At 43.6% G+C, this 26,319-nt stretch carries 22 protein-coding genes and 1 pseudogene; 11 read left to right on the forward strand and 12 right to left on the reverse strand.

Annotated elements, in window-relative coordinates; genetic code table 11:
• The first annotated feature begins 153 nt into the window (after positions 1-153).
• Positions 154-672: an RNA pyrophosphohydrolase gene (locus tag ACI2IW_RS10690; protein ID WP_057761956.1), complete on the forward strand. Its 519-nt coding sequence runs from the start codon at positions 154-156 to the stop codon at positions 670-672.
• 96 nt (positions 673-768) lie between these two features.
• On the opposite strand, the gene ACI2IW_RS10695 is transcribed toward ACI2IW_RS10690, so the two are convergent.
• Both ACI2IW_RS10695 and ACI2IW_RS10700 read right to left on the reverse strand, forming a co-directional pair.
• Positions 769-1,596, reverse strand: coding sequence for an NRDE family protein (locus tag ACI2IW_RS10695; RefSeq protein ID WP_404693629.1), 828 nt, complete (start codon positions 1,594-1,596; stop codon positions 769-771).
• 108 nt (positions 1,597-1,704) lie between these two features.
• On the reverse strand, positions 1,705-3,357 hold the full coding sequence (locus tag ACI2IW_RS10700; RefSeq protein ID WP_404693630.1) for a DUF4139 domain-containing protein: 1,653 nt from the start codon (positions 3,355-3,357) through the stop codon (positions 1,705-1,707).
• Between the two features lie 412 nt (positions 3,358-3,769).
• On the opposite strand from ACI2IW_RS10700, the gene urtA reads away from it, so the two are divergent.
• The 8 genes and pseudogenes from urtA to ACI2IW_RS10740 all read left to right on the forward strand — a co-directional run bounded on the left by urtA (position 3,770) and on the right by ACI2IW_RS10740 (position 12,737).
• The gene (gene urtA / locus ACI2IW_RS10705; RefSeq protein WP_347163574.1) at positions 3,770-5,122 is read left to right on the forward strand and encodes an urea ABC transporter substrate-binding protein; all 1,353 of its coding nucleotides are present in this window, start codon (positions 3,770-3,772) and stop codon (positions 5,120-5,122) included.
• A gap of 312 nt (positions 5,123-5,434) precedes the next feature.
• Complete coding sequence (gene urtB, locus ACI2IW_RS10710) at positions 5,435-7,180, forward strand: urea ABC transporter permease subunit UrtB (RefSeq protein ID WP_404693681.1); 1,746 nt, start codon at positions 5,435-5,437, stop codon at positions 7,178-7,180.
• A gap of 10 nt (positions 7,181-7,190) precedes the next feature.
• Entirely contained in the window at positions 7,191-8,261 is a 1,071-nt protein-coding gene (gene urtC / locus ACI2IW_RS10715) for an urea ABC transporter permease subunit UrtC (protein ID WP_404693631.1), read from the forward strand.
• Positions 8,262-8,359: 98 nt separating this feature from the next.
• A pseudogene (gene urtD, locus ACI2IW_RS10720) lies at positions 8,360-9,115 on the forward strand (urea ABC transporter ATP-binding protein UrtD); the annotation flags it as partial.
• Between the two features lie 78 nt (positions 9,116-9,193).
• Positions 9,194-9,892, forward strand: a complete 699-nt coding sequence (gene urtE, locus ACI2IW_RS10725) for an urea ABC transporter ATP-binding subunit UrtE (RefSeq protein ID WP_101204888.1) — start codon at positions 9,194-9,196, stop codon at positions 9,890-9,892.
• A 305-nt stretch (positions 9,893-10,197) separates the two neighbouring features.
• The gene (gene lgt, locus ACI2IW_RS10730; protein ID WP_404693632.1) at positions 10,198-11,082 is read left to right on the forward strand and encodes a prolipoprotein diacylglyceryl transferase; all 885 of its coding nucleotides are present in this window, start codon (positions 10,198-10,200) and stop codon (positions 11,080-11,082) included.
• Between the two features lie 148 nt (positions 11,083-11,230).
• Positions 11,231-12,100: a thymidylate synthase gene (locus ACI2IW_RS10735; RefSeq protein WP_404693633.1), complete on the forward strand. Its 870-nt coding sequence runs from the start codon at positions 11,231-11,233 to the stop codon at positions 12,098-12,100.
• Between the two features lie 64 nt (positions 12,101-12,164).
• Positions 12,165-12,737, forward strand: coding sequence for a dihydrofolate reductase (locus tag ACI2IW_RS10740; protein ID WP_404693634.1), 573 nt, complete (start codon positions 12,165-12,167; stop codon positions 12,735-12,737).
• 133 nt (positions 12,738-12,870) lie between these two features.
• Here ACI2IW_RS10740 and uvrC read toward each other — a convergent pair whose 3' ends face one another.
• On the reverse strand, positions 12,871-14,715 hold the full coding sequence (uvrC, locus tag ACI2IW_RS10745) for an excinuclease ABC subunit UvrC (RefSeq protein WP_404693635.1): 1,845 nt from the start codon (positions 14,713-14,715) through the stop codon (positions 12,871-12,873).
• A gap of 154 nt (positions 14,716-14,869) precedes the next feature.
• A complete protein-coding gene (locus tag ACI2IW_RS10750; RefSeq protein WP_404693636.1) occupies positions 14,870-16,393 on the reverse strand; it encodes a DUF3360 family protein in 1,524 nt (507 codons plus the stop codon).
• 512 nt (positions 16,394-16,905) lie between these two features.
• On the opposite strand from ACI2IW_RS10750, the gene ACI2IW_RS10755 reads away from it, so the two are divergent.
• Positions 16,906-17,466: a DUF4442 domain-containing protein gene (locus ACI2IW_RS10755; RefSeq protein ID WP_102093128.1), complete on the forward strand. Its 561-nt coding sequence runs from the start codon at positions 16,906-16,908 to the stop codon at positions 17,464-17,466.
• A gap of 239 nt (positions 17,467-17,705) precedes the next feature.
• On the opposite strand, the gene rplS is transcribed toward ACI2IW_RS10755, so the two are convergent.
• The 4 genes from rplS to rpsP all read right to left on the reverse strand — a co-directional run bounded on the left by rplS (position 17,706) and on the right by rpsP (position 20,144).
• A complete protein-coding gene (rplS, locus tag ACI2IW_RS10760) occupies positions 17,706-18,128 on the reverse strand; it encodes a 50S ribosomal protein L19 (RefSeq protein ID WP_057761981.1) in 423 nt (140 codons plus the stop codon).
• Between the two features lie 205 nt (positions 18,129-18,333).
• Complete coding sequence (gene trmD, locus ACI2IW_RS10765; RefSeq protein ID WP_102092093.1) at positions 18,334-19,098, reverse strand: tRNA (guanosine(37)-N1)-methyltransferase TrmD; 765 nt, start codon at positions 19,096-19,098, stop codon at positions 18,334-18,336.
• 77 nt (positions 19,099-19,175) lie between these two features.
• Positions 19,176-19,709 (reverse strand): ribosome maturation factor RimM, encoded by a 534-nt coding sequence (rimM, locus tag ACI2IW_RS10770; RefSeq protein WP_101205950.1) that lies wholly within the window; start codon positions 19,707-19,709, stop codon positions 19,176-19,178.
• A gap of 165 nt (positions 19,710-19,874) precedes the next feature.
• Positions 19,875-20,144 carry a 30S ribosomal protein S16 gene (rpsP, locus tag ACI2IW_RS10775; protein ID WP_021812802.1) on the reverse strand — a complete coding sequence of 90 codons (270 nt, stop codon included), beginning with the start codon at positions 20,142-20,144 and terminating at the stop codon, positions 19,875-19,877.
• A gap of 426 nt (positions 20,145-20,570) precedes the next feature.
• On the opposite strand from rpsP, the gene ACI2IW_RS10780 reads away from it, so the two are divergent.
• Positions 20,571-22,046 (forward strand): ATP-binding protein, encoded by a 1,476-nt coding sequence (locus ACI2IW_RS10780; protein ID WP_404693637.1) that lies wholly within the window; start codon positions 20,571-20,573, stop codon positions 22,044-22,046.
• Positions 22,047-22,084: 38 nt separating this feature from the next.
• Here ACI2IW_RS10780 and ACI2IW_RS10785 read toward each other — a convergent pair whose 3' ends face one another.
• The 4 genes from ACI2IW_RS10785 to ACI2IW_RS10800 all read right to left on the reverse strand — a co-directional run bounded on the left by ACI2IW_RS10785 (position 22,085) and on the right by ACI2IW_RS10800 (position 26,216).
• The gene (locus tag ACI2IW_RS10785; protein ID WP_057761990.1) at positions 22,085-22,264 is read right to left on the reverse strand and encodes a hypothetical protein; all 180 of its coding nucleotides are present in this window, start codon (positions 22,262-22,264) and stop codon (positions 22,085-22,087) included.
• A 191-nt stretch (positions 22,265-22,455) separates the two neighbouring features.
• Positions 22,456-24,153: an ATP-binding protein gene (locus tag ACI2IW_RS10790; RefSeq protein ID WP_290178526.1), complete on the reverse strand. Its 1,698-nt coding sequence runs from the start codon at positions 24,151-24,153 to the stop codon at positions 22,456-22,458.
• Between the two features lie 329 nt (positions 24,154-24,482).
• Positions 24,483-25,199, reverse strand: a complete 717-nt coding sequence (locus ACI2IW_RS10795) for a response regulator (protein ID WP_057761994.1) — start codon at positions 25,197-25,199, stop codon at positions 24,483-24,485.
• Positions 25,200-25,799: 600 nt separating this feature from the next.
• Positions 25,800-26,216: a F0F1 ATP synthase subunit epsilon gene (locus ACI2IW_RS10800; protein ID WP_057761996.1), complete on the reverse strand. Its 417-nt coding sequence runs from the start codon at positions 26,214-26,216 to the stop codon at positions 25,800-25,802.
• Positions 26,217-26,319: the final 103 nt, after the last annotated feature.

Below are 26,319 nucleotides of genomic sequence, written 5' to 3' on the forward strand. Positions count from 1 at the left end.
ACTGTTACACATTTTGCTTGTTTCTTGGTTTAATAACGGTAATGAATCTTGTTTTGAGCGGATATCGATAACAATCACCTTATAATAATTACGATTGCTGTCACGGTTTCAAGTCAAAACAAGCTATTTTTAAACAAATTAAAAGGTTTAGTCATGATAGATGCAGACGGCTTTCGCGCCAACGTCGGCATCATCTTGGCAAATACACAAGGGCAGGTTCTGTGGGCAAAACGTATTGGTCACAACGCTTGGCAATTTCCGCAGGGTGGTATCGACCGCGGGGAAACGCCGATGGATGCAATGTATCGCGAGCTCTGGGAAGAGGTCGGCTTACATCCGCGTCACGTAGACTTATTGGCAGTCACGCAAGACTGGTTGCGCTATCGTTTGCCAAAACGTTATGTACGTCATGGTCAGCATCCCTTATGTATTGGGCAAAAACAAAAATGGTTTTTGCTACGCTTAGATGAGCCAAATACTCAACATATCCGCTTTGATGAAGGGAAACCTGAATTTGATCATTGGCAATGGGTCAGCTACTGGTATCCACTCGGACAAGTGATTCACTTTAAACGAGGCGTTTATCGTCGTGCCTTACAAGAATTGGTACGCGAACTCCCGCTAAAGCAAGAGCTGATCATTCCTGAGCAAAATAATCATTTGCTTATGTAATGAGTCACTCAATAGTACAATGCAAAACACCCACGATAGTAGCTAGAATATTAGCAATTACCGTGGGTGTTTTTTATTATCTACTAACAGTCATTGTCAGTGATTACGATTATGATTGCCAAACTCACGGCTAATCATATTAGCAATACAATCTGCATCGCTCTCTTTGCGCAACGTTAAGATGCTTTGAGTGCGGGTACCATAAGTAGGTTTGCTAGTTTCAGTATCGCCAAAAGCGACGGGTTCAATATAAACAGACGATAACATCTGCTCCACTTCAAATGCCACGCCAGTCACAGGCAGTTTGTCTTCTGGTGCTTTGGTACTATCTGACAAGACATTAAAAGCCGCCACTTGCCAGTACGCAGGCGAGCTATCCTCTGCAATCAATGGCAGCACTTCTTGACGTAGTCGCCCGCGCAACTGCTCTGTCTTAAACCAACTGTCCTCTGGTTGACCATTAGAGATAACATGTAGACCTGCATATAATGGCGTGGGTACATGACCACGATTATTGACGATCACAGCTTGCGCAGCGTCACCAATAATCAGATTAAAACCCGCATAATCCTGCAAATCAATCTGCCGTGCAAAATCCATCGGACTTAAAGTCCCTGTCAAGAATTCAGTGACCAGCGCACCACGTGAGCGCTCATCACTGCTTGCCTGCACCCCATCGCGAAAGTTCAATACCGCAGCCCAACGACCATTTTGTTCATGATACTCTGGACTCTGCGCTGGCGATGCTTGCTGATGAATGCCTAACCACGTACCACCGCTTTGTTTATCGCGTCCAGCATAAATAGGTTGGTCAGACCACTGGTGGAGCGGCTCAGTTGGACGCTGCAAAAACTCATCACGGTTAGACAGTAGTACCAGCGGTAACTCATCAAATAATTGCCAAGCAATAGCGACAATACACATAGCTTTCCTTTTATAATAATTTTCGTTATGCAGGTAATTTTTAATAAAGGCAAAAATATTATTTCTGACTTTACCTATTAATAAGTTAGCCTTTATAGGCAGTACTTATTAATTGCCAGTCAGTAATTTATTAGCAGGATAACTAATTTGGGAGGTTGAACGTATTACTTGTGATTGTTTACTTGGTAAGTCAAACTCCCACGCTACCATGCCTTGATTGTCATTCCAATCTCGCTCAGTGACAGGCGGCGTATGCGTCACCGTAACCTTTAAACTATCGTCACGACTGATAGGTTCACTGCCCAGTACTTGCAAGCGTACGTTGCGATTGTGCTGATTGGTAAACTGATAGGCCTTGGTAGTCGTCAGTGTTTGCGTACGGTTTAGCACGCCTTTTTCACCTTGCTTATCTTCATTGGTCAGCTCTTTTACGAGCATATTTGAGTCACGACCAAATCCAATCCCCTGCTCCTTTAGCACTTGATAATTATAACGCGACTGACCCACATAATTGTCATCACGGTACAACTGTAGCGAACCATCGACCCAGTCCGGCGTCAAAAACGGCGCTGACGCATACCAGTAGGCAGCAGTCTCAACACTTGGCGTACTGCGAATCCAAAGCTTACTATTACCTGTCTGCTCGCCAATCACTGTGCGTACGCGTCTCCCGTCACTCGGAATACTGACCAACTGCGGTAAACGATACTCGATAATGCCATTTTTATTTTGGCTACTGACCCTAAAATTAGGTAGCGGTGCCATAGCTACCCCTGCTCCTTTGTTATAAGCAGGCTCTTCCATCATAACAGGGGACGCATCCATCATAGGTAGCTCACGTCTTACTCGAGCATCTTCGCTCTCTTCATACAATGATAGACGCTGCACATACGGCAATTGCCCCGTCGTACTTTGATTGGGGTTCACGGTGCTAAGTGTCAGTGGTACGTTTGTCCAGTTCTCGCCAGTTTGCTGAGCGATAATCGCAGAAGCTGTGATACTTAACTGCTCACTATTTGTGTTTAGACGAGCTTGATACGCAGGCTCCCAACCTGCACCTTGCACTTGATAATGCAACTTAATACTACTTGGCGAGCGACTTGCCGTACGTACACTCACCTGTGTCACCTTGTTAAAGGTCGATGTCGCGCTACCTGCCATCAGTTGATTCAGTGCGTCTTGGGCACGCGCTTGTCGCTGTTGAATCTCTAAAATCCTTTGGTTAAGACTGGTCGCTTGAGTTTCTATATCGCGGGCATTATTGGCAATCGTGCTGTCTGTATTGACTTGCGTGGCTTTGGTCAAATTCTGCAAGTAAGCCTTTGCTAACCGTGCTGCTTCTAATTCAGCATTGATATTGGCTAGAGTATTTTGCTGCGTCTGTACCTTGGCGTCACCTTGATATTGGCACTGGGCTGCCTGCTCACCTGTCAGCTCTTCGATACTGACTTCCCCAATATTGACCCTACCTGTCGCCTGTACGCTTAGACTTTCTTTATCCATATAAGGTGACAAGCACGAAAACACCACCATTTGCTCACCGCTACCTGTGACTGGCAATGCGCGCGTCACGCTCGCCAGCCCCTGATAAATGGTCACTTGCTCGACGCTACTGGTTGCTGCTTGTGCCGAAGACAATCCCAAGATGCCACTACTACCAAGTACAAATGGCAAGATAGCAAATCTGGTCATTTGATTAAGTGGCGGCAATACGCTGCCATGCCCTGTTGAGACAGGCGAATCCGTTAATTGTGCGTTCATACATCATTCCTTAGCAGTAAAATCCATCATGGCAGACACGCATTGGCTCAACGTGCAAAATAGTAACTATCTTAGAGATATTACCGTAGCCGTTTTGCAGGTCTTTGGCAATAAATGCTTTTGGCAGACAGCATTTTTAGTAAACAGCGCCTTTAGTGTTAAATCTCTTCATATGGTAGCTCTTCAATTTTAAAAATTTGGTTTTCTGTATTGCACCATTTTTTTGTTCATCTCCCCTTTATGGTGCAATTTATTAACCACCCTGCACTAAATTAATGAATATATTAATCAGAACTTAATTATTGCTCAATTATTACTCGATTATTGGCTTTTTTAACTTGGCACGGAACTTGAACTCTTAATGAGTGTTCAGGAACATTATTTTACCTTTTGCATTTATTAGGAGATGTCCATGTTTTCGTTACCAATTTTAGCCAATACTCAAGTAGTAGACCCTCAATCACACGGAAAAATAAAATCACGTTTTTCGTTACTAGCGGTGGCCGTCGTTGGCAGCTTAAGTCTTATTGGTTGTCAAAAACCTGCCGAAACTGCAGCATCGACAGAGACAACCACTGAAACCAGCACAGAAACAACCACCGAGCCTGCTGCTGATGGCGACACTATCAAAGTCGGCATACTACATTCGCTGTCTGGCACCATGGCCATCTCTGAAACCTCTCTAAAAGATACCGCGTTGATGACGATTGATGAAATCAATGCCAATGGCGGCGTGCTTGGTAAGCAGCTAGAACCAGTCGTCGTCGACCCTGCTTCTGATTGGCCATTATTCGCTGAAAAAGCCCGCCAGCTACTTACTCAAGACAAAGTAGATGTTATCTTTGGCGGTTGGACATCAGTATCACGCAAATCCGTATTACCTGTGGTTGAAGAGTTAAACGGATTGATGTTCTATCCAGTACAGTACGAAGGACAAGAGCAGTCAGAAAACATTTTTTACACTGGTGCGGCACCAAACCAACAAGCCATTCCAGCAGTAGAGTACTTGATGAGTGAAGAAGGCGGCGGTGCAGAGCGCTTTGTACTGTTAGGTACTGATTACGTCTATCCACGCACTACCAACCAGATTTTAAAGGCATTTTTGAAATCGAAAGGTGTGGCTGATGCAGACATAATGGAAGAGTACACGCCATTTGGTTTCAGCAATTATCAAACCATCGTATCTAACGTTAAAAAGTTCTCAACGGGCAAAAAGACCGCGGTTATCTCGACCATCAATGGCGACTCAAACGTTCCGTTCTATCGTGAACTAGCGAACCAAGGTATCAAAGCCTCAGATATTCCAGTCATGGCATTCTCAGTCGGTGAAGAAGAGCTACGCGGTATCGATACCAGTCTGCTACAAGGGCATTTGGCGGCGTGGAACTACTTCATGTCGATCAAAAACCCAACCAACAGTGCCTTCACCAAACGCTATAAGCAGTATGCATTGGACCAAAAACTACCGAATGCTGAAAAAGTCGTGACCAATGATCCAATGGAAGCTACTTATGTCGGTATCAACATGTGGAAGCAAGCTGTCGAAAAAGCAGGTACGACTGATGTCGATAAAGTACGTATTAGCATGGCGGGACAAACGTTCGACGCACCTTCAGGTTATACATTAAAAATGGATGAAGAAAATCATCACCTATGGAAGCCTGTCATGATTGGACAAATTCGTGCCGATGGACAGTTTGATACGATTTTCAAAACGCCAGAAGTCATCCAAGCCCAGCCATGGAGCGAGTACATTCCTAAATAGGCTATTCCCTAAATAAATCAGCACTGAAAAGCACGTGGATAGTCATTGAATAGTAGGCGGATGGATAAACGACACTAATAACAATCCTAAAGCCTACTTTTCACATTTATTTTCAACACTTATTCTCAACTTTTAAATAACACCAAACCTTATCAACTCTTCTATCGCTTAATCCGTTAAGCAGTAGTGGCTAAGGGTTTGTTGTCTGTGAAAAACAGGGAGCCGCACATGCCGCACCATACTTTACGCCCGTTTGTAGGGCCAACATCGTCCAAAAATGGTAGTAACCCACAAGCATCAGCCAGTGAAGTCATGCAGTATGCGCCTCGTTTTTCAATTTATGCGCCTCTGCGATTACTTGCATTGATGGCATTATGCATAACAACCTTCACCACCACAGCATATGCGGATCATGATGGTCAGGTACATGACCACGATACGGATATCGCTCATAGTGAGCAATCTTTGGTCACACCTGTCAACGTAGCCACTTCTACTCAAGTCAGCACCTCAAATATTTCAACAGCAACTTCTACAAGTTCAGGCGATGCCATTCAACAATTTGTGGCCGGCGATTTTAGTAAGCGCCAAGCCATGCTAAGTGGTTGGCCAGGATCCGTTGAGAGTTTAGATAGTTTGGTTGAATTCATTGCCAATGATGAGCTATATCAAGGCAACGGTGGGCAAACGTATCTGCTCAATGCAGATGATCAGCTATTTACTTATCCTGATAAAAAAGAGACTGACAATTGGCCAAGTGATTTATCACAAATCACCCTAACCAATGCCCTTCGCTCAGCGCTCATCTTTGGTCAAGCCAAGGTAAAACTAGCATCTGACAAGCCAGCACAGCGCCTGCAGGCTGTAGAGATTTTGGCCGATAATATTGACCAAGTAGATCCAGCCATTATTACGACAGCAGCGGCAAATGAAGACAGCGCTAAAGTTCAAAAAGCACTAACGGCACTACAAGCTCGTATTGATTTCAAAAACGGTGACCTGCCCACTCAGATTGCAGCGGTCAATCTACTTGCAGATAGTGATAATCCGCAAGTTTTGGTCGATATCGAGTCTGCCCTCGCTGCGGATAACTTAGATACCTCGCTCAAAGCCGCGCTTATCGATGCTGAATCTAGCGTGTCACGCCGTATCGAGATCAGCACATGGACGGGTCATATCTTCACCGGTATGAGTACCGCCAGCATTTTACTGCTAGCGGCACTTGGTCTCGCCATTACTTTTGGTTTGCTCGGCGTCATCAATATGGCGCATGGTGAGCTAATCATGATTGGCGCGTATACCACTTATATGGTACAAAACTTCTTTCAAGCTTATATGCCAGATATGGCAGGTTGGTATTTGCTTGCTGCTATTCCAGCTGCTTTTTTAGTCAGCGCTGTCATCGGTATGATTATTGAGCGCATTGTTATTCGTCCATTATATGGTCGTGAGCTAGAGACTTTGTTAGCGACCTTTGGCGTCAGTCTGATTTTGATGCAATTAGTTCGGATGATTTTTGGTGCGCAGAACGTTGAAGTCAGTAACGTGGCATGGCTCAGCGGTGCGTATCAGGTGTCATCAAGCTTGGTACTTCCTTACAACCGCATCGCCATTATTGGCTTTACCGTCATTATCGTGGCGCTACTGGTGTACTTACTCAACAAAACGCGATTTGGATTATTTATACGAGCCGTTACCCAAAACCGTCAAATGGCGCGTGCTGTTGGTATTCCTTCTGCACGTATCGATATGATGGCATTTGGTCTGGGATCTGGGCTGGCTGGTATGGCTGGCTGTGCCCTTGCCCAAGTAGGCAATGTAGGTCCTGATTTGGGACAAACCTATATCATTGATACGTTTTTGGTCGTCGTCGTTGGCGGGGTTGGCCAAGTATGGGGTGCAGTACTAGCCGCCTTAGGACTTGGAGTCAGCGGTACGATACTCGAGATTGGTATCGGTGCGGTATTGGCAAAGATTGTATTGTTGGTTCTTGTGATTCTGTTTATTCAGAAACGGCCACAAGGTTTATTTGCACTCAAAGGCCGCTTTGTCGAATAAGGAGACTCCTATGATACTGACCAAATTACTGTCTGATAAGCCGCGTAGTGCTGTTTTAATTGGCTTATGTTTTGCCATACTATTGATACTGCCTTGGCTACATCTTATGCCAGAGACCTCAGCCTTTCACCTTTCAGCCTACTGGATTACCCTGATTGGCAAAATCATGGCGCTAGCGATGGTGGCTTTAGCACTAGATCTCGTCTGGGGCTATGCCGGTATTTTGAGCTTGGGACATGGCCTGTACTTTGCCTTAGGGGGTTATGCGTTTGGCATGTACCTAACACGTGAGACTGCTGGCGACGCGCTTCCTGATTTTATGCGCTTTTTGAGCTGGACCGAAATGCCATGGTACTGGGCTGGCACGCAGCATTTTTGGTGGGCAGTCGCACTGGTTGTATTAGTGCCTGGCTTGGTTGCTTTTCTCTTTGGTTTCTTTGCCTTTCGCTCAAAAATTAAAGGCGTTTATTTTTCTATCATCACCCAGGCTATGGTCTATGCGGCAGCCTTACTATTCTTCCGTAATGAGACAGGTTTCGGTGGTAACAATGGTTTTACTGGTTTTACCACCTTACTCGGCTATGACATTACCGCTGCCTCTACTCGTTCAATGCTGTGCTTTGTCACGGCCGTAGCATTATTAGTCTCTTATATGGGTTTGCGTCATTTAATGAATCAGCCTTATGGTCGAGTACTTGGTGCCATTCGTGACAGCGAAAACCGCTTGCAGTATTTAGGTTACCGTACGTTGTGGTACAAGCTATCCGCTTGGGTATTATCCGCAGTCATCGCTGGTATCGCAGGTGCCCTATACGTACCGCAAGTAGGCATTATCAATCCGAGTGAGATGAACCCTGTCAACTCAATTGAGATAGCCGTCTGGGTAGCGACTGGTGGGAGAGGAAGCTTAATTGGCGCGATTTTAGGAACTGGTGTGGTTAATGCTGTGAAAACCTACTTTACGGTCGCCTACCCTGAATTTTGGCTGTTGATATTAGGCGGGCTATTCGTCGTCGTGACATTGTTTTTACCCAATGGCATTATGGGCTTGTTCGATCGATTCAAAAAGGAGAAACAATAATGCTAAACGAGAAGTCCTCATCGACTGAACAATCGACCAAAGCGCTATCCGAATATGATCATACTGATGGACGTGACGGTCTCAGTCATCCCAAAAAATCAGGCGTCGATTTTAGCCATGGTATTGCTCTGTATTTAGAAGATGTGAGCGTTTGGTTTGACTCGTTTCGCGCACTTAATAATTTGTCGCTCTATATCGAAGAAGGCGAGCTACGCTGTATCATCGGCCCCAACGGCGCTGGCAAAACCACACTAATGGATGTCATTACAGGTAAAACCCGCCCTACCGAAGGCAGCGTGTTTTTTGGTCAAACTCATAACCTTGCCAGCTTATCTACTGAAGAAATCGCTGAAGCGGGTATCGGCCGTAAGTTTCAAAAACCTACTGTCTTTGAGAACTTTACGGTAATGGATAATTTGTTACTTGCTGCGCCAAAAGACAAACGGGTGGTTAAAAGCTTGTTCAACAAACTCAATGCCGATACTCGCGATACCCTCGACGCGACCCTACAACAAATCCGCCTGACCGATAAGATCAACAAGCCCGCTGGTTTGCTTTCACATGGGCAGAAACAGTGGTTAGAGATTGGCATGCTGCTGATGCAGAGTCCCAAACTGATTCTGCTTGATGAGCCTGTGGCAGGTATGACCGATGCCGAAACAGAACATACAGCCGAGCTGTGTCTACGGCTTAAAAAGAACCACACTTTAGTAGTAGTCGAGCACGATATGACCTTTATCGATGCCATCAGTGAAAAAGTCACGGTATTGGCACAAGGGGCGATTTTGGCTGAAGGTACGTTAGCTGAAGTACAAGCCAATGAAGCAGTGATTGAGTCCTACTTAGGTCGATAGCCGAAAAAATCATCTAGACGAGCCAAACGAATATTCCCTTTAAAATATTAAAAAAGTTTTAGAGTTTAGGAGACAGCCATGTTACAAGTGAACGATATCAACCAGTATTACGGCGGCAGTCATATTTTACGAGACGTCTCGTTTACAGCGCCCGTAGGCGCATGCAGCGTGGTACTTGGACGCAATGGCGTGGGCAAAACTACTCTGCTTAAATGCCTGATGGGGATACTACCGATTAAATCAGGAGAGATTTTGCTCAATGATAAAGATATCAGCAAGATGTCTCCCGAGCAACGTGTCCGAGCAGGGCTGGCTTATGTACCACAAGGACGCGATATTTTTTCGACACTGACCGTAGAAGAGAACATATTAATTGGTATGGCCAAGTTTTCACGCAGTAAGGCCAAACACGTACCCAAGCATTTATACGATATTTTCCCGGTACTCGATGAGATGAAGCATCGGCGCGGTGGTGATTTGTCTGGTGGTCAGCAGCAGCAGCTTGCTATCGCCCGTGCCCTAGCCTCCGAGCCGACTGTGCTCATTTTAGATGAGCCAACTGAAGGTATCCAACCTTCTATCATCAAAGATATTGGCCGAGTTCTACGAGACCTAGCAGATAAAGGTGATATGGCCATTGTACTGGTTGAGCAATTCTATGAATTCGCCGAAGAGCTTGCTGACAATTACACCGTACTATCACGTGGTAAGGTAGTGTCACAAGGCGCAGGTGACACGATGGTCGAAAATAACGTACAAGATTTGGTCGCCATCTGATCTTTTTTAATAATAGATGTAATAATACAACTTGGTAGCGAACGCTTGATAACGCTAAAAATAGCGTTCTTATCCTAAGCTGCTAGCTACCAAGATTACATATCATCACGAAAACACTCTCTAATTAAAGTCACTTTTTTCACCTCACTTCTTATCTTTTTTGACTCTTAGCCTATATATTCTGTGCCATTTCAAAAACTCACATTACCAATACCCTCTGATTGGCGTCATAGCAATTATGTATGCCCAGCGAACGAAATTTGCTATTATAGTCAGCATTTTATTATCAATATTATGATGCCCTTATGATGATTCATCCTCAGTACGATCCTGTAGCATTAGCAGTTGGACCTGTCGAAGTCCATTGGTATGGGCTGATGTATTTGTTGGCATTTGCCGCCGCCTACGGACTGGCATGGTACCGCAGTACCAAGCGTGAAGGCTGGACGACAGATATGGTCTCAGACCTAGTGTTTTTTGGCGCACTTGGTGTGATATTAGGTGGCCGTGTCGGCTATGTATTATTTTATCAGTTCGGTGAGCTACTCCAAAACCCTGCCTATCTGTTCAAGGTCTGGGAAGGCGGTATGTCATTCCATGGCGGCCTGATTGGTGTCATGTTGGGTATGCTGTATTTTGCCCGCAAATATAAAAAGACACCTTTCCAAGTGCTCGATTTTGTCGTTCCCTGTGTACCAACTGGTTTATTGTTCGGACGTATTGGTAACTATATCAATGCCGAGCTATGGGGCCGCGTTTCTGATGGTGGCTACAACTGGTTGACCTACTTCCCGCAGGCCGCTAGCGTTGATATGCAGCAGCTACAAGCTAACCCTGCGCTACAAGATCTGATGACTGAAGTCAATGGCCAATACCTGTTGCCTCGTCATCCGTCGCAATTGTATGAAGCCCTTGCAGAAGGTCTGCTGTTGTTTCTATTTTTGTGGTGGTACTCATCGAAACCCCGTCCTCGGATGGCAGTGACCGGTGTCTTTATGCTTGGTTATGGCTTTAGCCGCTTTATCATTGAGTTCTTCCGCCAGCCAGACATCGACCAAGGATTTATTTTGCTAGGTTGGATGACCAAAGGTCAGATACTAAGCGCCCCAATGATAATTATTGGTCTGTTCTTGATCGGTTGTGCCTACAAACGCGGCATCTACGACTGGGGTAAGCAAGCTGCTTATTAAGCCTACCCTTTTGTGATAAAGGTTGAGGACTTAAAATAGGGTAAGCTGTTCAAACACCTACCCTAGCAATACTTTCAATAATGACAGTGTATATATCGACTACCCATCTAGCCTGTATGCGCTGTCAGCAGTAACTAAAGAGCATTTTATGATCAATGGCACCCAAAGTAATAATGAGCAAGGCTATTTAGATTTATTACGCCACGTTCTCGACAATGGCACTGAAAAAGGCGATCGTACTGGTACTGGTACGCTTAGCCATTTCGGCGCACAGCTACGCTTTGACTTAGCAGAAGGCTTTCCACTGCTAACGACCAAAAAGGTTCACTTTAAATCTATCGCTTATGAGCTATTGTGGTTTTTAAGTGGCAGCACTCATGTCGATTATCTACAACAGAATAACGTTCGTATCTGGAATGAGTGGGCGACAGCTGAACAGACCGCGCGCTTTAACAGACCTGCTGGTGATTTGGGCCCTATTTATGGTCATCAATGGCGTAACTATGGCGCGACCAAAAATGAAGATGCCAGTTATAACGCTGATGGTGTAGATCAAATCGCACAAGTCGTTGAACAGATAAAGACCAATCCAAATTCCCGTCGTTTGATTGTTTCTGGCTGGAATCCGGGTGAAGCAGAGCAAGTGGCCCTACCACCATGTCATACGTTATTTCAGTTCTTTGTCGCAGACAATAAGCTGTCGTGCCAGCTATATCAACGTTCGGCTGACTTATTCCTAGGCGTGCCTTTCAACATTGCGAGCTATGCGCTATTGACTCATATGATCGCGCAGGTGTGTGGTCTAGAAGTTGGAGAATTTGTTTGGACAGGTGGTGATTGTCACATCTATCAAAACCACCGTGAGCAGGCTGAGCTACAGTTAATTCGCTCGCTATATAAATTGCCGACATTGTCTTTGAACCCTAAAGTGAAAGACATATTTGCGTTTGAGTACGAAGACATTAGTGTCAATGACTATGAGTCGCACCCTGCTATCAAAGCCAAAGTTGCCGTATAAAGTTAGTCTGGTTAACTACGCCAAATAAGAGCAAAATTTAAGAATATAATAAAAAGGATATATTATGAGCTATGCCCATACCGAAGTTGCCCAAATCGCTGCTATTAGTAGCAATCGCTGTATCGGCAAAAACAATGAGCTGCCGTGGCATATCTCAGCAGATTTGCAACATTTCAAAAGCATGACGACCAAAGAAAACGATAGTAAGATTCAAGGTATCGTGATCATGGGTCGCAAAACATTTGAGTCAATGGGTAGCAAACCATTACCAAAGCGTGTGAGCTTCATTGTCACGACACAGATGGATTATGCTGAGACAAAAGGTCTAGCAGATAGCAGCAATGCTTATGTGGTACACAACTTAGACGATGCTCTGACACAAGCAGCGAGCCTTGCACATGGCGCGCATCTCGATACGATTTGGGTGATTGGCGGCGAGCGAGTATTTAGTGATGCTCTGATGTACACCGACCGTATTGAGCTGACTCATGTAAATACTGATATTGCAGACGGCGATGCATTTTACCCTGAGTTGCCAGAACGCTTTAAAGTAGCAGACGAATCTGAGCAAATGCACGATGAAAAAAGCGATTTAAGCTTTAAGTTTACGACTTATGAAGTAGAAACTGATAAGTAGTAAAAGCCTATTAAAAGAGGGGCAGTCTTGGATAATTTTACTTATCCAAGACTGCCCCTCTTTTTGTTTAATCTTCACACAGTCTTATTTATAGACAATCAATAAAAACTGCTGCTTGATAACATCTAATCCGTTACTCGTGCAATACTTTATAAACCGTTTTTGCGAGTACTGGTCCGATGCCTTGTACGCCTGCCAACTCCTGCTGCGAAGCGCCTAATAGCTGCTGCATACCACCAAAGTGATTGAGCAAATCACGACGACGTTTCTCACCCAGTCCCGGTATTACCTCTAGCACTGATGACGAGCGACGCTTATCGCGTTTTTTACGGTGAGCGGTAATTGCAAAACGATGCGCCTCATCACGAATATGCATCAGCAAGTGCAGTGCTTTGCTATCCATCGGTAGATCTAACGGCTCATGATCGATAAAGTGCAATACCTCAAGCCCAGCCTTGCGCCCTTCCCCTTTTGCCACACTGATGAGCAAGGTGTCACCAAGAATACCCAACTCAGTTAATACTTCTTTGGCAATACCAAGCTGACCTTTACCACCATCAACCAATAGCAAATCCGGTAACGGCTGCTTCTTATAACGTCGAGTCAGTACTTGTTTCATCGCCGCATAATCATCGCCACCTTGGATATCATGGATAGCATACTGACGGTAATCGCGACGGCGCGAGCCACCTTGATCAAATACCACGCAGCTACCAATGGTCGCCTCACCCATCGTATGTGAAATATCAAAACACTCAATGCGATCAATCGTCCGATCAGTGACAGTCGCCAGTACGTCTTTTAGTGCGCCAAATCGTGCATGCAGCTCCAAATAATCGCCAAGTTTGGTTTTTAATGCATTACTGGTATTCAGTGTGGCTAAGTCTAGCCACTCTGAACGGTGCTCACGCACATTGGTCTTGATGACTACTTTATTACCAAAGTGTGTTGCCAATGCTTCACTCACTGCCACCTGATCTGGTATCTGATGGCTCAATATGATTTCAGCTGGCAGATCATCGGTCACTTGGAAATAAAATGACGTAATGAAGGCCGATAAGTTATCTGCTAACGACTCACTACTATCCACATCTGGGAAATAGTTTTTTCCGCCCAATACACGGCCCCCACGTACCGTCAGCACGTTCACACAGGTCATGCCAGCCTGACTGGCAATGGCAATCACATCTGCCTCACCTTGTACGGTATAGACCGCTTGCCTTGCTTGTACTTCACGTAACATGGACAGCTGATCGCGATAAAATACTGCTTTCTCAAAATCTAACGCTTCAGCTGACGCTTCCATCTTTTCAATCAGCGTACTATGGATATCGCTAGAATCTCCCTTTAAAAAACGAATGGTATTATTCACGTCTTCTGCGTACTCTTCTGGCGACACCAAACCGACACAAGGCGCACGGCAACGTTTGATCTGATACTCAAGGCAAGGACGCTGACGCTGCTTAAAAAAGGTATTGGTACATTGACGCATTTGAAACATCTTTTGCATCAAGACCAACGTTTCTTTTGCCGCATGTGCAGAGGGAAACGGGCCAAAGAATCGACCCTTTTGGTGATTGCCCTTGCCGCGACCGTAAGCCAAACGTGGATAAGGTTTATCGGCTGAGATAAACACATAAAGATAGGATTTATCATCACGCAGCAGCACGTTATAGGGCGGACGATGCTCTTTGATTAGATTCTGTTCAAGCAACAGCGCTTCGGTCTCACTACGCGTAATAATAGTCTCAATATTATGAATCCGCGCCACTAGCGCCTGTGTCTTTGGATGGTCAATCGTCTTGGCAAAATAGCTATTTACTCGACTCTTTAGCGACTTAGCTTTACCAACGTATAATATATCGCCGTTCTTACCCAGCATCTTATATACCCCTGGCAAGTTAGGCAGGCGTTTAATCAGATGCTTAAGACGGGCTTTTTTATCATCGACAGGACTCGATTCTGAGACATTAACCATAGAATTTATTGCTCTTAAAAATCTTAGTAATACTGCTAGTTATGGGGCGGGAGTCATTGTTTTACAAGCCAATTATTATCGCAGCGCTACCCATAAAAAAGCCAGCTTTCGCCGGCTTAGTTTGTTCTATTATCGTTTATCCAATCACATACTATTAATGACGAAAGTTTGCCATCAATGCTGGGATACCCGGCAGCATACCAACGATAGCCATAACACCTGTCAATACCACAAACATAATACCTGGTATGATCCAGCGGCTCATCTTAGTCAAATTGGCACTACGTTCTTTAGAGCCAATCAAGCCCAAGTTATCAAGCAATAACGTGAGCGACCAACCAAAGGCTGGGTTAACCAATGCCGACGCAAATACCACGATAGCAGCAGATTGCGTGGTTTTACCTTCACGCGTCATCTCCATACCAGCTTCTAGTAATGGAATAAACACCCCAACGATCAAGGCCACACACATCACTGGCTGCCAAATGGCCAAATCCATCGGATAGCCCCAAACTCCTGCGATAATACAGAATAGAGCCGTCAATAAAGCGCCGGCAGGAATCGGACGTTTAGCAATCGCTGCAGGAACAATATACGTTCCCCACGATGACGCAAAGTTAGCACCGCCCAATACAGAGCCGACTACCTGACGAAATGAAGCGCTAGTCATGGTGTCATCGATATCCATAAGCACTTTTTCAGTACGCTTAGGATAGCTGATTTTTTGGAATACTTGATGGCCCAAGAAATCTGGCGACCACATCGCCACGGCCAAAATAGCAAATGGCAATACTACAATGAAGCTTTCAATCGTCGGCAGACCTAACATCCAACCTGTGTTTTCGCCCCACCAATACATTGGATTCATGTTTGGTAGACCTGGTGCTGTTTTGAACTCAAAAGGTGCGCCCAATGCGAAGGCAAGACCACCACCCAACACACAGCTTAGCGGAACCGCGAGCCAGCGTTTTTGCCAATGCTCAAGCAATGCATACAGCAGGATAGTCGCCAGAATAATAAAGAAAGCGATATGCGACATGCCAATCCCTTCGGCCCAAGCGAAAAGGTTTTTGACCTGTGATGTGGTTCCAATAAAGCCCAAGTAAATCAAGAGGCCACCGCACACACCTTTACTGGTTAAGTTAGCAAGCAGACTCCCCCCTTTACTAATTGCGAGGAGCAGACCAAAAGCACCGATAAGCAAACCAAAAGCCATCGGGTGTCCACCAGCTGCTACCACAATAGGAATCAGAGGAATAAGTGGACCGTGAGTACCTGCGAGGTTGGCTGTCGGCAGTAGAAAGCCCGAAAATAAGATAATAAAGAAAGAGACGATCAATAGCTCATAGCGCACGTTTTCTAAGACAAACGCATCACCTAAGCCGAGTGGACCTGCAAAGGTTGCTGCAATGGCGCCCACCATAACAACTTTACCGATGGTCGCGGCCATTGCTGGAATAGTATCTTCGTATTCAAAACGGTAATCACGGAATGGTAAATTAGGACGCCAGCGTTTCGGCTGCATGATTTGTAATTCATGGTTTAAATAAGCATCACGACTGTCAAAACTAGAACTGGGTTTATGTAAATCTACATAACTGCCTTGTGCTTGACTGTCGTGGTTTACGTTCGAGGTCGGCGTATTAGACCCTGAAGAGGGGGTCTGAGGGTTACTCATCACATTTCCTTGTGTCGATTACGTCTTTGATTGACTACACACGCTCTGCTCTAATGTCATAGACCAAAGCGCCTATTACAAACTGCGAACTATTGTATGCCAAGATTTGATGAAATGCGAACCTAAAACCATTTAAAGATACTATGTATCTCATTATAATATATAAACTAAAGTTTCTATTTGAGACAAAATTGACCTTAATAGAAAACCATGAGGAAAAAATCTCTCTGTTATAGATGTTGAATTAGAATAAACGACCGTTTTATTGATAATGGTTTACATCTAGGTAGATTTTTATCACATAGATGAATAGCAAAGATAGTTATAATAAATAACGATCGTTACTTATAAGTGGGCATAAATATGTCATTTTGGTTACGCTTTAGAGCTAGCGGGCTGAGTACTTTTTAATTATGATAAATACTTTTTATCGATTTATTTCTCAGTGATACTGTTTAAAATCGCATTATTGATACAATCAAAAAATTGAGAAAAGGCAACAGGACAAGTTTATGAGCGTATTACCTACCAACCTTGAGACTTTGAAACGACGGGCCAAGCAAAGCATCATGCCACTGCTGACACCGCATTTATTAAAGCTGCGGCTTAATACTTATGCACCATATATTGGCGCAGGTATCAAAATCGATCATATCAGTCTTGATCAGGGTTTGTGCGTGGTAAGCATGGGGCTAAATACCCTAAACAAAAACATCGTCGGTACTCAGTTCGGTGGTAGCTTGTATTCAATGGTCGACCCTTTTTATATGCTTATGCTGATGCATCAACTGGGTAGCAATTACGTGGTATGGGACAAAAGCTCGCACATTGATTTTGTTGCGCCTGGCAGTAGCAAAGTCACTGCACGCATGAAAATACCTAGCTCTGAAATCATTACTATTCAAGAGTTGGCAAAAGAAGGCGAAGCAGTATTCCGTGAATACAAAGTCGATATCGTTGATGAGCAGCAAAAGCTCATTGCGACCGTTACCAAGACGTTATACATTAGACTGCGCAAATACAGTAAGTCCAAAGAGCAAGTAAATCGCATCGATACATTTGATGCTCAATAAGCTTTAGCTTATAACTGGCACTATTAGAGCTGATAATATCGGAGCTGATAAAACTCAAATTATTAATGCTATACATACAAAAACCCCAATCTAGCTTTCGCATAGATTGGGGTTTCGTCTTTTTTGGTATGGCCCGCTTATTTATAAATAAACCTATGAATAAGGGCTTGTATCTACTATTACCTTGTCTTGAGCCAATCCTAACATTATAGGATTAACTCAAAACGGCAAACTTGTGCTTAGATACCAGGTGCAGTATCAACTGCATCAGGTACGCCAGCGTCAGTTTTTTTCTTAGCAACTGGACGAGCACCAAGTTTTTCGCGGATACGTGCTGATTTACCAGAGCGCTCACGTAAGTAGTATAGTTTCGCACGGCGAACAGCACCGCGACGTTTCACTTCGATGCTCTCGATGATTGGTGAATGCAATTGGAATGCACGCTCAACGCCAACGCCGCTTGAGATTTTACGTACGGTAAACGCTGAGTTTAAACCGCGGTTACGCTTAGCAATTACAACGCCTTCAAAAGCCTGTAAACGCTCACGCTCACCTTCACGTACTTTTACTTGTACCACAACGGTATCGCCGGGTGCAAAGCTTGGGCGCTCAAGCAATTGAGCGTTTTCGATGACCTGAACCAATGGATGCTTGTTGCTCATGAGAGTTATCTCCTCACATTAGATAATAGAGGCTTGACGCATATCACCTGTTTGTAATAATTAATCGCATCTCTTTATAGTGAGACACAACGTAAATGGGTTATAACCAACGGCCACTATGCTATGACTCGTTTTATTATTGCTCAAAATTCTGTTTCTTAACTGTTTATCAAACTTACTAACGATAAAATCAGATTCTAAAAATCTACTTTTTATCTGCTTTGGCCAATGCTTTCAACCACTTTGCTTGCTCTACCGTTGGGGTAAACGCTTGCCATAAGTCTGGACGACGCGTTTGCGTACGACTGACTTGCTGACTAAAACGCCACTTAGCGATATTGGCATGGTGACCTGAAAGTAATACCTCAGGAACTGCCATACCCGCAAACTCATGCGGCTTAGTATAGTGTGGACAGTCAAGCAAGCCATCGACAAAAGAGTCTTGCTCCGCTGACTTGTCATCACCCATGATATCGGGCAGACGACGTATCACACTATCCATCAGCACCATTGCTGGCAACTCGCCACCAGTCAACACGTAATCACCTAGCGATACTTCCATATCGACATATTGTGATAGTAAACGCTCGTCAATACCTTCATAACGACCGCATAATAAAATCATGCCATCGTAATCAGTCATATTGACTACGCTACTCTCACTAAGCGTCTGTCCTTGCGGCGACATATAAATCACCGGACAGTGCTCACTATCGACACGGCAACCATGTTGACTGGCACGCAATCGTGCATCCTCAATGGCTTTCGATAATGGCTCAGCCATCATCACCATTCCAGGACCACCCCCATAAGGGCGCTCATCAATACGGCGATAGTTATCGGTGGTATAATCACGTGGATTAATGCATTCAATCGTAACTTGCTCTTGAGTCACTGCTCGGCCCGTGATTCCAAATTCACGAATCGTGGCAAACATCTCAGGAAAAATACTAATTACGGCAAAATACATCTGATGTCTACTTGCGTTAAGGCTAAAACAATCGGTGTAAGTAATAACAACGTCTGACTAAAAAGCCAGAAACGCTATCAGTAATCACTCGGCCATGCCACAAGCACTGTTTTTTCAGTCATATTGACTTCTATCACAGTTTGCTTATGCCATGGAATCAGGCGTTCTTCATTGTCCAAACTGTCTGAATTTGCCGTTACGCGCATGATGTCATGGGCACCGGTTTCAAACATTTCAGTGATATTACCTAGATACTCATCCTGCTCGTTCATCACGCGCAGACTGACCAAATCCGACCAATAATATTCGTCTTCAGCTGTTTCAGGTAGGACGTTTTGTTCGACCCAAACGGTAACACCGTTCATAGTCTCAGCAACATTACGATCAGGAATCTGCTCAAATTGAGCCACAATTCCTGTTCCTTGCTCACGCCAAGCCTTCACAGTTAAAGGTTTCATGCCAGTGGCAGTTTTCATCCACCACGGCTTCATGTCGAATATCGCTGTACGGTCATCCGTATCACTGAATACCCAAAGCCAGCCTTTAATGCCGTAAGGCTTCTTAAGCTGACCAATTTTCATAAGGGCACTAGCGTTTGGAACAGATGACATAGCAGCTAACCTAACAATGATTAAAACAGCAATTGCAAAAACAATTGCGTCAAAAGCGATAAACAGTTAATGGCGCACCCTGGTCAGACCAGTTACGCTATGTATTCTAAAGTCTACTGAGTCATGTCATAGTTTTGCTACGAACGTCTCAGTAACAACCAAAACTTAAGCAGTTGCTTCAGTTTGAGCTGCAGACTTGTTGTAAGCTTTTGCTAATGAAGCAACGCGATCTGAAGGTTGTGCACCTTTTGCGATCCACGCATTGTACGCTTCCATGTTTAGGCGTACTGCTTCTTCAGACTCTTTAGCGAGTGGGTTAAAAAAGCCGATGTTTTCAATATAGCGACCGTCACGCGCGCGGCGTTGATCAGCAACAACTACTTGATAAAATGGGCGTTTCTTGGCACCGCCCCGTGCTAAACGAATAACAACCATGTGAATTCTCTCTTTCGCAGGTATACCAAAAAGGGCATAATTATATCACAGTCTTTATTTGTTGAAAACATAAACTGTGCATATTTAATTATTTATTAACAATAGCTTAAATGTCGACCTAAGTAAAATATAACTGATGATAATGGCTTATTTTTAAAGTTTTTCTTTAGATTCTATAAATTACTATCGCTCTTTCTGAAAAATAGACAATTGCTAAATACATTTATCCTTAAGCTTAACTTTATACCTATTTCAATAACTATCTGGCTCGCTCGTCGATTGCATACTGTATCAGTACTATTTATTGATTATGCTATTCTATGATATATCGCTATAGATTGATGCACAGACTAGCTTTAAGACAATCATATTTAGAGAACTACACGCTATATCACAATAACTTTTCTTTTACTCTGTTGGACACATATGATTTCCCCAAACCCAAAGCCGCGTCGTAAAGGTTGGCTGCCACGCTCTTATTCCAACACTTGGCTAACGACCTTGATGGTTGCCTTTATCGTGCTTATCAGTGTGAGCTTATCAATTTTGTTCTTTTGGCGCAGTCTATATCTGCCAGAGCTAAAAAACCATGCGCGTTATTTGACGAGTGAATTGCAGCTGATCAATAGTGTTAATAAAGACTGGCAAGGTCGTCCCGAAGTACGCCAATGGATTTACCAGCACTCTCATGTCGTCGTGGTAAACAACCCTAGCGACTTTCCAGAAGTCGCTGACAAGCCGTTCGTGAGCTTTTTTACGGACGTACTACAACGTGAAATCGGTGCACAGCTTGGTCGTCCTGTAGAGGTTTATTTTAAATTTAAGCCAACGCCGCAGCTATGGGTACAAGATAGCCGTGATGACAGTTTTTGGGTGCGTGAGCCTGTCGTCTACTATTCACAATATAGCCCGACATTATTGGTACTGTTTTTGATTGGACTGCCTATCCTATCGTTACTCACGATTATTCTATTAGCGCGTCAGTTAAATCGTCCGCTACGCTACCTACAGCGAGCAGCTACTAACTATATTCGTCTTGGTCATGCAACCACACTGCCCACTCAGAAAGGCCCCACAGAAATACGTCAGGTTAATATGGCGTTTAACCGACTGTTTACGACATTGAATCAAGCGCAGAAAGAGCGAACAATTATGCTTGCCGGTATCTCACACGATCTGCGGACGCCGTTGACACGTATGCGCTTGACCGCAGAAATGCTACCAGATGACTTCTTTCGTGAAGGGCTAATCTACGATATTGAGGATATGGATGCTATTTTGGAGCAGTTCATCTCATTTATGAAAGACGGTTCTGATGAGCCAGTCAGCTTGACCAACCTAGACACTATATTTAGTGAAATTATGGTGCAGTTTGCGCCAATGAAGTTTGTATATGAGTCAGAATGCAACAAGGTCGTTCCCGTACGTCCATTATCCATCAAGCGTCTGATTATCAACTTGGTCAATAATGCCAATCGTTATGGAAAGCCACCTATTTATTTATCGGCAACGGTTGTACCGACATTTATAGAAACTGTCGAAGACGAAGATACGGATGTGGTCAGCGAAAATGTGGTGAACAAAGAAGCTCAAGAACAACTAGTGATTTGTGTACGAGATTGCGGTGATGGTGTCGCTGACGATCAATTAGAGCGTATTATGCAACCGTTTGAACGTGGAGAGACGGCGCGTACTACTCAAGGTAGCGGACTAGGTCTTGCGATTGTTGATCGTATTGCACGATTACATCACGGTACCGTCGAAGCCATCAACCACCCTGAAGGTGGGTTACAAGTATGTGTACGTATTCCCCTACTCTCCAAAGTCGCTGGAGATACGACATTAGCGGCTGAAGTAGAAGAGGTATCTGAGGTAGACAGTACGGTGCCAAATTCAAAATAGCGATGAGACTTTAATCTGAATAAGCAAAGAGGTAAACGCTAGTCTTTGCTACCAATAGCCGGCGGAATATACTCAGCACTGTTAGTGAAAGCTAATGGTTGGGTAATTTCAGCCTGAGCTGTTTGTAGTGTTTGGGTCGTTGACGGCTGTTTTAAAAATAAATAATAGCCTAGCGTAATCGCATTCAACACTACCAAGCCACCAAATAAATATGGCATCCTATGCTCTCCTATGACATTGTCCAACTGTCTTAAAAATAGCGACAAGTGCGTCACCTAGCTATAAAGCACTATCGTGTTATACCATTAAAATGGCGCTAATTGTCTTTAGTATCATGACTAATAATTATGCCCTAGCCTGATGATTTAGCCTGATAGCTTGCTCTTGTAGATTAGCCCTATAACTTGACCTAATCTGACAACTTAGTATCGAAGTCGCGCTCGCTTTTCTCTTGCGTCAATTCATCAGCAGCAAGAATTTGCGTCAATGGTTTAATGGGCCACGTCATCACAAACCTTGCACCGCCTAACTCACGACTCTCATCTACTTTCATACTACCATTAAACCAAAAGGCGATACGCGATACAATAGATAACCCTAACCCATAGCCACCTGACGCGCGTGTACGGCTGTCATCTAAGCGTGAGAATGGAATGAATACTTTTTCACGATCCGCTTCAGGAATACCATGTCCATCATCTTCGACACTAACGAAGGCATTGCCTTTTTTGACACCTGCACTAATGATAATGGTTGTTTCTGCATAGCGTAACGCATTACCTGCAAGGTTCTGAATCACACGGTGTAAGTAACGTCTATCTGCAACTGCCGTTACTTTTGCATTTGGCAAACTGGTTACTATTTTGATAGGTTTGCCTAGCGCATTGGTTTCGCGCTCGATCTGCTCTAACAGCTCTCTTAAGTTTACTGGTTCTAAATCTAACTTTGGTGACCCTTCCTCAAGCTTAGCATAAGTCAAAATCTCATCAATCAAACCATTAAGCGATTCAATATCTTCATCAATATAGTCACGCTGCATAAAACGTGAGTCTTCGTCATCCGTATCAGCAAGCATATCTACCGCAAATCGAATACGAGCCACTGGCGTACGCAGCTCATGTGAGACCGCTCGGGTAAGCTCTCGCTGTGATTCAATCAAACGCTTAATATGCGAGGTCATGGCGTTAAAAGTCGCTGACAAACGCGCTATTTCATCTTGACCAATAACCTGTACTTGAATATCAAGGTTACCTTGACTGACCTCATTTACACCTACCTGAATCAATTGTAGCTTACGTTCAAGCGGGAAGATGAGCGCATATACACCTAAGCTAATTAGGAACATGCTGATAAGAATCATACTAATAATTAAGTTAAGCGGAAACCAATTAAATAACGGTATAGGCCCAATCAAAATTGCCATATCATTGATTTCAGAGGGTACCACTACTCTAATCGCCGAGTTACTTGTACTACTATTAGTATCTTGCAGTGATATGACGACTTCGTCACGACGCAGACGAGACATCTGATCTGAATCTAACTCAAGTGTATTGACTGCTTTGAACGCTAAAGGAAAAGAAAACTTTTTCTCCAATTCAGCCAAACGTGCACGCTTGTCCGATAATGTCATGTGATAAGACAAGTCATCTAATAAAAAGACCGCGATTGCCCGTACTTGCTGTTCGGTGACTTGAGAGATTCTTGCTGTTAACACACTCTTGTTATCCGGCAAACGATAATAAACATCTGCATATACAGGCTGGTTGAAATAACGTACAACGGTATTATCATTTTTAAAACGGCGTAGCTCACTGGCGCTAAAATCTACTTCGTCAATAGGCAAGACTTTAAAAGTAGTACCAAACAAACTACTCGCATCTGATAACCAATATTCACGCTCTTCTTCGCTATTTTGGTGAGCAATTCCTTCACTCACCAAATGGAACGCCCCCATTGCCATATTTTCACGATAGGACTGCACACGCTCCTTATTAATGGTATCCATCAATAACTGCGCAAACAGTGCCACACACAAGCAGACTATAAGTAGCCCAGCATAGATACGAACAAAAATACTGTGTTTTAAAGAAGAGACTAATGACATACGTGCCGTGACCAACTTAATAAATAGAGATTGCCAATATCATCAAACATATAGGCAGTACTATGTGATTGATAATATCGAACATGATCGAATAGGGATAGACTTTAACTTTGACTTTTAACTACCGCATTTTAATCCATATGCAGCAATCATCCAAAGACTTATATGTATGACATATATTTAGTCAGCGTATATAATAATGGGTTAATTAAACCACATAACACTACATTTAAGTTTAAAAATTAAAATTTAGCCACAAAAAAACCAGCATCGTTGCTGGTTTTTTCAAATAGCGATTAATAATTAATCAACCTATAGAAGCAACAATATTAGTTGCCTTCTTTTACGAATAGATAGCCTTTACTACGTACGGTCTTAATACGCTTTGGATTTTCTGGATCATCACCGATTTTTGGACGAATACGTGAGATACGTACATCAATTGAACGATCTTGACCATCATACTCAATACCGCGTAGACGCTCAAAGATATCTTCACGTGACAAGATGCGACCTGCATTAGAAGCAAGTAACCATAGTAGATCATATTCAGCACTAGTGAAATCAACCAACTCATCACCTAGGTTAACTGAACGACCACCATTATCAATTACTAACTCGCCAAACTCTAGACGTTGTGGCACATCTTCTGATGGTGCATTTTCTGAGCGGCGTAATAGCGCACGAATACGAGCAAGCAATACACGTGGTTGAGCAGGCTTGGCAACATAATCGTCAGCACCCATCTCAAGACCCAATACCTGATCCATGTCTTCAGTACGTGCAGTCAACATCAAAATCGGATTTTGATAATGCGGGCGCACTTCACGGCAGACAGTCAGACCATCACTACCAGGTAGCATGACATCAAGTACAACCATATCTGGTTGCTCATTGACGATACGGCGAATAGCACGATTACCATCAGTTTCAATTGCCACTTCTAAACCATTTTTGACCAAGTAATCTTGAGTCAACATGGCCAGACGCTCATCATCTTCAACAATCAAGATTCGGGGGGTGTTGTCTTCTTCATTCGTTGTCATTGTTATATCCTCTAATACATCTAATTTAAAAGTAGTAAAAGTAAGAGCGGTAAAATTAATAGCACCATATAGTGGCACAATTGATGTTCGTATAGCTGTTACAAACTTGGTAGCACAGTATACTATTAAATTATCAGCTTCCTATACTATAGCTTATAGTCGGTAACAAAACCTATAAACTACCCCTATCAAAACTTTAGTTTGCGTCCAGAAATTATGTCAATTACTTTGTCAGTACATCGCAATCTGTATTATCTATCGGTTGCTAATTATCCAAACCATCGAGCCAACATTATCGCGTACAGTTACTGCTCGTTACTTATAATACGTTATGTCTAATATAACCATATATTAACGTTGTCGCCAGTGTCTTTTTAAGAAAATTCTAATAGGCGATGATTCATTGATAATAAAAGATTTTTCTTGAGAATAGATTGAACTGCCATAAATAATAGACAAGTCATAACTATATGTATTTACTGCAGAACAGTTAATTTCATAATGAGTAGACATAAAAAAACAGCCCATATAATGGACTGTCTTTTTATTATTACTTCTAGCGATAACTCTAGACGATTAGCTAGAGCTATCAGTAATAAATTACGCGCGGTTTTTGTACTTACGAATAGTCTGTAATTGTCCTACTGACTCTGCAAGTGAAGCCAAAGCCGCATTAGTTTGTAGTGTATCAGACTGGTTAACTAGCATTTGCTCAGCCTTTTTACGTGCTTCGACGATTTTGCTTTCGTCAAGATTGTGTGCACGCATGGCTGTATCAGCCAATACCGTAACCATCTTAGGCTGTACTTCTAGTACACCGCCTGAGACGTAAATTACTTCTTCTTCACCGTTTGGTGTTTGCACTCGCATTGCACCTGGCTTTAGCAAAGTAATAAGCGGTGTGTGACCTGGCAATACACCAATCTCGCCTTCGGTACCAGTAGCTATTAACATGCTAATTTCGCCTGAATACAACTCTTCACGAGCACTTACGACGCGACATTGTAACGTTGCCATACTTAATTCCTTACCATCAAAGCGCGATCAAAAAACAGTAAAACTGCGATGCGTTACTGAAGAGTAGATACAAGATTTATATTATATCTACTCGTTAGCTTAT

The organism is Psychrobacter sp. NPDC078501, assembly GCF_044900935.1.
GTDB lineage: Bacteria > Pseudomonadota > Gammaproteobacteria > Pseudomonadales > Moraxellaceae > Psychrobacter.